At 69.6% G+C, this 6,074-nt stretch carries 5 protein-coding genes and 2 pseudogenes; 3 read left to right on the top strand and 4 right to left on the bottom strand.

Translation table 11 applies throughout. From position 1 onward, the window contains the following. Positions 1-501: flagellar basal body protein (locus VMJ11_RS34335; RefSeq protein WP_325625675.1), on the bottom strand; the 501-nt coding region annotated here is incomplete at its 3' end. A 288-nt stretch (positions 502-789) separates the two neighbouring features. Here VMJ11_RS34335 and flgA point away from each other — a divergent pair. From flgA to VMJ11_RS34320, 3 genes are all read left to right on the top strand, one after another. Then, a complete protein-coding gene (gene flgA / locus VMJ11_RS34330; protein WP_325625674.1) occupies positions 790-2,118 on the top strand; it encodes a flagellar basal body P-ring formation chaperone FlgA in 1,329 nt (442 codons plus the stop codon). A 165-nt stretch (positions 2,119-2,283) separates the two neighbouring features. Next, on the top strand, positions 2,284-2,655 hold the full coding sequence (gene flgM, locus VMJ11_RS34325) for a flagellar biosynthesis anti-sigma factor FlgM (protein WP_325625672.1): 372 nt from the start codon (positions 2,284-2,286) through the stop codon (positions 2,653-2,655). A gap of 51 nt (positions 2,656-2,706) precedes the next feature. Next, positions 2,707-3,150: a flagellar protein FlgN gene (locus VMJ11_RS34320; protein WP_325625670.1), complete on the top strand. Its 444-nt coding sequence runs from the start codon at positions 2,707-2,709 to the stop codon at positions 3,148-3,150. A 185-nt stretch (positions 3,151-3,335) separates the two neighbouring features. Here the strand turns inward: VMJ11_RS34320 and VMJ11_RS34315 are convergent, their stop codons facing one another. The 3 genes and pseudogenes from VMJ11_RS34315 to VMJ11_RS34305 form a co-directional block, all read right to left on the bottom strand. Next, entirely contained in the window at positions 3,336-4,067 is a 732-nt protein-coding gene (locus VMJ11_RS34315) for an RNA polymerase sigma factor FliA (RefSeq protein WP_325625668.1), read from the bottom strand. Between the two features lie 533 nt (positions 4,068-4,600). After that, a pseudogene (locus VMJ11_RS34310) lies at positions 4,601-5,434 on the bottom strand (MinD/ParA family ATP-binding protein); the annotation flags it as partial. After that, positions 5,427-6,074 (bottom strand): annotated as a pseudogene (locus VMJ11_RS34305) (flagellar biosynthesis protein FlhF); the annotation flags it as partial. The pseudogenes VMJ11_RS34310 and VMJ11_RS34305, both read right to left, overlap by 8 nt.

Here is a 6,074-nt window from a genome sequence, read left to right as displayed (position 1 = left end):
GATCGCCGCGATCATCGCCTTGACCTGCTGCGAGACGACCGTCATGCCCGACTCGAAGTGCAGCGCGTTGTCGGCGAACTGCACGCGCTCGGTATCGAGGTCGACCGTGTTGCCGTCGAGCGCGGGCTGCACCGGCACGCGATACATGAGCTGGCTCGTGTAGGTGTCGGCCGGGCCGCCCGTCGGGATCAGCTTCGCGTTGCCCGCCATGTGGCCGGACTCCGTGGTCGCGAGCTGCATGCCGCTCGTCACGCCCGCCGGCTGCGCCATCGCGAGCGGCTGGACATTGCCGGCCGCCATAGTGGCCATACCCGCCGCCGTGCCCGCGGCGCCCTGCTGCCGGAGCGCGCCGGCAAGCGACGCCGCGAAGTCCACGTCGCGCGCCTGGTAGCCCGGCGTGTCGGCGTTCGCGATGTTCGAGGAGAGCAATGCCTGCCGTGTGGCGCGCACGTCGAGCGCTTCGCGCCCGAAGGCGAATTCGGCATCGAGTTTGTCCAGCATCGGGCGTTCTCCGTGAGACGAGCGGTGAATCGGCATGAGCGCGGCGGCCGAGCCATCGGCGGCAAATCGGCCCGAGTCGGTGGCGAATCGGTTGCCAATCGGCAACAAGCCGGCGCAAACGTTAGGCGCGCGACCCCTAGGCCTTTGCGCATGGAGTGGAATCTTAGGCGGGGCTGGCAAGAACCAATCTGACGAATAGCCGGTAAAGCGCCCCTCTATTCGACGCTAGCGCGCGGGGGGCGCAACCTAGAATGCGATGCGTGTCAATGCATTCGATGGAGAACGACCATGCCGCAGACTGCCTCCTTGCGCGAGCCGCGCGCGGGCCTGGAGCGGCGAACGCGCGCGCTCGCGCGCATGGTGTCGTGGACCTGCGTGCTCGTGAGCGCCTGCGCCTTCGGCGGCGCGGCCGCGCAGGCGCAAACCCAGCCCGGCCAGATCTATATTGCGGGCAACGGCGACCGAGCCGGCTCCGACGCCGCGCAGATGAACGCCCTGCTCGCCAAGAACACCTCGAACGCCACGAACGCCAGGCCCGCCGCGGCCGTGCCTGCGAATCCCTCTGTCGAAGCCGGCGCCAATGCGCCCGCGCCGCTGCGCGCGGCGAGCTACGCCGACCTGAACGCGCGCGGCATACCGGAAGATGCACGCGCGGGCGTCGATTCGAACGGCATGATCACGATCCCCGGCCCCGGTGAGCGCGCGCCGCAAGGCGAGGCGCCGCGCATCGTCACGATTCCCGCGCCGGGCGCGAACGCGCAGCCCATGCGCGTGCCGCCCGCCAACGCAAACTACGCCGGCACGCTCCAGCGCGTGAACGTGGCGAGCGGCGCGAACCGTGTCGCATCCGTGGTCGTCGATGCCGCAGCGGCCGGCGCAGGCGCGACGCCCAGCGCCAATGCGAAGCCGGCTGTGAACGCAAGCGGCAACGCAATCGGCAGCGCGAACGCCGGCGCCAACGCGAACGCCGCCAACGCCCAGCCAACGCCGCCGGGCCAGCAGGACGGCGAATCGATCCGCGCCACGGCGCTCGCGTTTCTGCAGCAACAGTCGGCGGGCTTGCCGGGCCACGTGAGCATCACGGTCGCGCCAGTGTTCGCGCGCGGCCTCGCCGCGTGCGCCGAGCTCGAGCCGTTCATGCCGCCGGGCGCGCGCACCTTCGGCCGCACGACCGTGGGGGTGCGCTGCGTCGGCGCGAAGCCGTGGACGCTCTACGTGGGCGCGCGCGTCGCCGTGGACGTCACGTACTACGTGGCCGCGCGGCAGATCGGCGCGGGCGAGGCGCTCTCGGCGGCCGACTTCATGCCGCGCTCGGGCGACCTCGCGAGCCTGCCGCAGACGGTCATCACCGACCCGGCTCAAGCGAGCGGCGCCGTCGCGCTCGCGCGCATCTCGGCCGGGCTGCCGCTGCGCACCGACATGCTGCGCAGCGCGGCCTCGGTCCTCATCGGGCAGACCGTGAGGGTGATCGCCGTCGGCACCAATTTCACGATCTCCGCCGAAGGCAGCGCGCTCAGCAACGGCGAGCCCGGCCAGCAGGTGCGCGTGCGCACGAGCAACGGCCAGATCGTCACGGGCGTCGTCAAGGATGCCGGCACCGTGCAGGTGCAGATCTAGGGCCGGTTCGCATCGGGTTTGTTTTGGCCCGGCTGGGCCCCGCCTTGGGCTCATTTGCCGCTGTGTGCGCCAGCACACGTAACAGCATGTAACCTCGGGACTTTCGCGCTAAAGTTCGGCTCGGCCTATGCCGTTATCAAGGTCAAATCGATCAGGAAGCCCATCGTGAAAGTTGACTCCTCCACCCGCAATGGTCCGCGCGCACTGCAGGATGGCGTGGCGCGCTCGCAAGGCGATTCGTCCAGCTCCGTGAGCGCGGCGAGTACCGGTAACGCGGCCACGTCCGGCGCCGCAGGCAGCGCGGGCGCCGCGAGCGGGTCCGGCGCGCCCCAGGCCGACGCGAACGTGAGCCTCTCCTCGCTCTCCTCGACGCTGCGCTCGCTCGCGGCGAGCGGCGCCGCCGACATCGACGTTGCCCACGTGCAGTCGATCAAGGACGCGATCAGCAACGGCACGTTGCAGATCGACGCCGGCAAGATTGCCGACGGTGTGATCCAGACCGCGCGCGAACTCGTGATGCCGACGTCGGCCAACTGATCGATGCCGCGCGCGTGCTGTGCAAAACGCTGAATTTTCTGGTGCCATGCGATGAAAGATGCCCTGTTGGCCACGCTGATCGACGAACACGCCACGATTGAGGCGTTTGCGTCGCTGCTCGCCTATGAAGAGAAGGCGCTCGTCTCGGCCGACGGCATGGAAGCGCTGCCGCAGATCGTCGAGCAGAAGACGACGCTCACGCAGCGGCTCGCCGGCCTCGAAAAGGCGCGCGACGCGCAACTGGCGGGCCTCGGCCTGCCGGGCGGCCGCAAGGGCATCGAGATGGCCTGCGACGGCGATACGCGCCTCGCGAGCCAGTGGGCGCTGCTCAAGGGCTCGACCGAGCGGGCGCGCCGCAAGAACCTCACGATCGGCATGATGATCCGCACGCGCATGGAGCATAACCGCCGCGCGCTCGCGATATTGCGCGGCGAGACGGGCAACGGCGCGATGCTGTACGGCCCCGACGGTCGGTTGCCGGCGTTCGGGCTGTAAGCCGGCGAGCGACCGCGCGCCAACGTGCGGCCCACACAAGAGATAAGCCGAAGCGATGCCGCTTCGGCTTTTTTGTTTGCGCCGCCGTGTTCTTTCCGGCAACAAAAAAAAACCGGAACGCTCGCGCGCTCCGGCTTTTCTGCCTGCACCCGGCCCGTGCGCGAACACGCGGGCCGTCTACCGCCTCAACTCTCCGTCCCCGCCCACGACATCTCGCGCAGCCGCGTGCGCAGACGCGCCACTGCCTGGCTGTGCAGCTGGCACACGCGCGACTCGCTCACCTCCATCACCGCGCCGATCTCGCGCAGGTTCATGCCGCGCTCGTAGTAGAGCGACATCAGCAGCTTCTCGCGATCGGGCAGCCGCTCGATCGCCTCGACGAGCGCGCCGCGCAGGCTGTCGTCGAGCAGCGCCGAGAGCGGGTCCGAATGATCGACGCAGTAGCGGTCGAGGAACGGCTCGTCCTCGGCGGAGCGGTCGAAGTCTTCGTAGTAGATGAGCTGGCTGCCGTGCAGATCCTGCAGCATCGTCTGGTATTCGTCGAGCGGCATGTTCAGGTGCTCGGCGATCTCGGTTTCGCTCGCCGAGCGGCCAAGCCGCTGCTCCACCTGGTGCACGGCGCTCTCCACTTCGCGCGACGTGCGGCGCAGGCTGCGCGGCAGCCAGTCGTTGCTGCGCAGCTCGTCGAGCATCGCGCCGCGGATGCGCTGGCTCGCGTAAGTCTCGAACTGCGCGCCCTGATCTTCCTTGTAACGGTTCGCGGCGTCGAGCAGGCCGATCATGCCGGCCTGGATCAAGTCGTCGAGGTCCACGCTCGCCGGCATCTTGGCGACGAGCTGCAAGCCCAGCCGCCTGACGAGCGGCGCGTATTTCGCGAGCACGTCGGCCTGCGAAATCTTTCCTTGAGCGTTGTACATCCTGCTCTCCTGTGTCGATCGGACCTGGCGCTTTAGCTGTCGGCCGGAGTCAGTGCTTCAGCACTGACTCCGGCCCCATGCAGAGCACTTGGTCCGATCCCATGCAAAGCTGTCGACCGGACCTGGTGCTTCAGTGGTCGGCCGGAGTGAGTGCCTCAGCCCTTACTCCGGCCCCATGCAGGGCACCTGCCCCGATCCCTTGCAAATGCTTTCGCTTCTCATATCCCTCGCGGCGTCACGTCGTGCGCACTTCAGACGTGCTGCGGCGACGGGCGCTGCGTGGGCGTGTCGGTCCGCCAGCCCACATGGGCCGTCGCGGACGCGGATGCTGCGTTCGGTACGGCGTGCCCACCCGTGACGGCCGCAACGAACGAATCGGCGTTCGCGGCGAGCGCCACGTGTGCGGCATGCACCTCGGCCACGGCTTGCAGGCCGCCGCCCGGACCGCCGCCGTCATGCTCGGCATGCGCCGCACGCGCTTGCCGTGGCGCGGGGTCCTGCTCGTCGGCGAGCGCGTCGCCTGCCGTGTCGTAGCCGCGCGCCGCGTTGGCCCGCGCCGTGGCCGGCGAGCACGCCGAGACGGCCGGTCGCATCGGCCAGTGCGGCAGCTCCGCGGCGACATGCCGGAAGTCGCGCGCGGCAGCCGTCGAGGGAAACGCATCGACGATGCAGCGCGCGAGCTTGAGCGCCTGCGCCATGTACGGATCGGCGGCGACATAACCGGCGCTTTCGAGCGACACGCTCAGATAGCGGCCCGCCACCCCCGCGAGGTTCTCGACGGCGACCTGCGCGTCGGGCACGCTCGCCACGTGATTCGCGAGCACGCGAAACTGCGCGATCGCGTGCGCGAAGTGGAGCCGTTTCATGCACGCATAGGCGTCCGTGATCGACTGCGCGCCGACGCGCATCACGATCAGCACGTCGTGCGCGTGCATGGCGAGCGGCGAGAGCGCGCCTTCGGCGTCGAGCTGCGCGTCGATCAGCACGATGTCGGCGGGGCCCGAGATCACCTTCTGCAGCTGCGCGCTCGTGTACTGGGCGCGGTTGTCGCGCGAGGCGGCGAGCACGCCGAAGCCGAGCGGATGCCGGCCGACGGCCTCTTCGAGCGTGCGCTCGCCGCGCATCACGGCGGCGAAGTTGCCCGCGCCGCGCACGCCGCCCACGAGCGCGCACACCGAACGCGGCCCGAGGCACTCGTCGATCACGAGCACGTCCTTGCCGTGCGCGGTGAGCGCGGCCGCGAGATTGACCACGGCGGTCGTGCGGCCGGGCGAACCCCCGCCGCCCGTCACCGCGACCACGCGCGAGCCCTCGCGCGCAAGCAGGCGCCGCAGCCCCTCGGCCTGATCGATGACGAACTTATCCAAACCGAACCTCGGGAGCCTGGGAGCCCGAACGCATCGACAACGCCGACAGCAGCGCCGGGATGTCGTCCTCGTGCGGCACGAACGGCGAGCGGTCGCGCGGAATGCAGAAAGCGCTGCGGATCAGGAAGCGCCGCGTCGCCACGTACAGGTTCTCGGGCACCTTCTGGCCCGTCGAGACGTAGTACACCGGCAGCTTGTAGCGCAGCACCGTGTCGAGCGCGCTGCCCAGGTTGGTCGCCTCGTCGAGCTTGGTGAGAATGCAGCCGGAGAGCGCCGCGTCGTCCGGCCCGCTCTGGTAGGCCTGCACGACTTCGTTGAGCGTGTCGCCGTGGTTGGTCGCCGAGAGCAGCAACAGGCGCTGCACCGGGCGGCCGGCGCCGCACAGCATGGCGATCTGGTCGGCCACGGCGCGGTCGCGCTGGCTCATGCCGATCGTGTCGATCAGCACGATGTGCTTGTTCTTCAGTTCCGTGAGCGCGAGTTGCAGGTCCGCGCCGTCGCGCACCGCGTGCACCGAAACGCCGAGGATCTTGCCGAAGATGCGCAGCTGCTCGTGGCCGCCGATGCGGTAGCTGTCGGTGGTGAGCAGCGCGACCTTGCTCGCGCCGAAGCGCATCACGCAGCGCGCGGCGAGCTTGGC

This window comes from Paraburkholderia sp. (genome assembly GCF_035501035.1).
GTDB lineage: Bacteria > Pseudomonadota > Gammaproteobacteria > Burkholderiales > Burkholderiaceae > Paraburkholderia.
This window is presented reverse-complemented; position numbering and strand designations above follow the sequence as displayed.

Coding starts and splice junctions, on each gene's coding strand:
- VMJ11_RS34315 (WP_325625668.1), bottom strand. CDS start 4,067: ATGTACAACGCTCAAGGAAAGATTTCGCAGGCCGACGTGCTCGCGAAA.
- flgA (WP_325625674.1), top strand. CDS start 790: ATGCCGCAGACTGCCTCCTTGCGCGAGCCGCGCGCGGGCCTGGAGCGG.
- VMJ11_RS34320 (WP_325625670.1), top strand. CDS start 2,707: ATGAAAGATGCCCTGTTGGCCACGCTGATCGACGAACACGCCACGATT.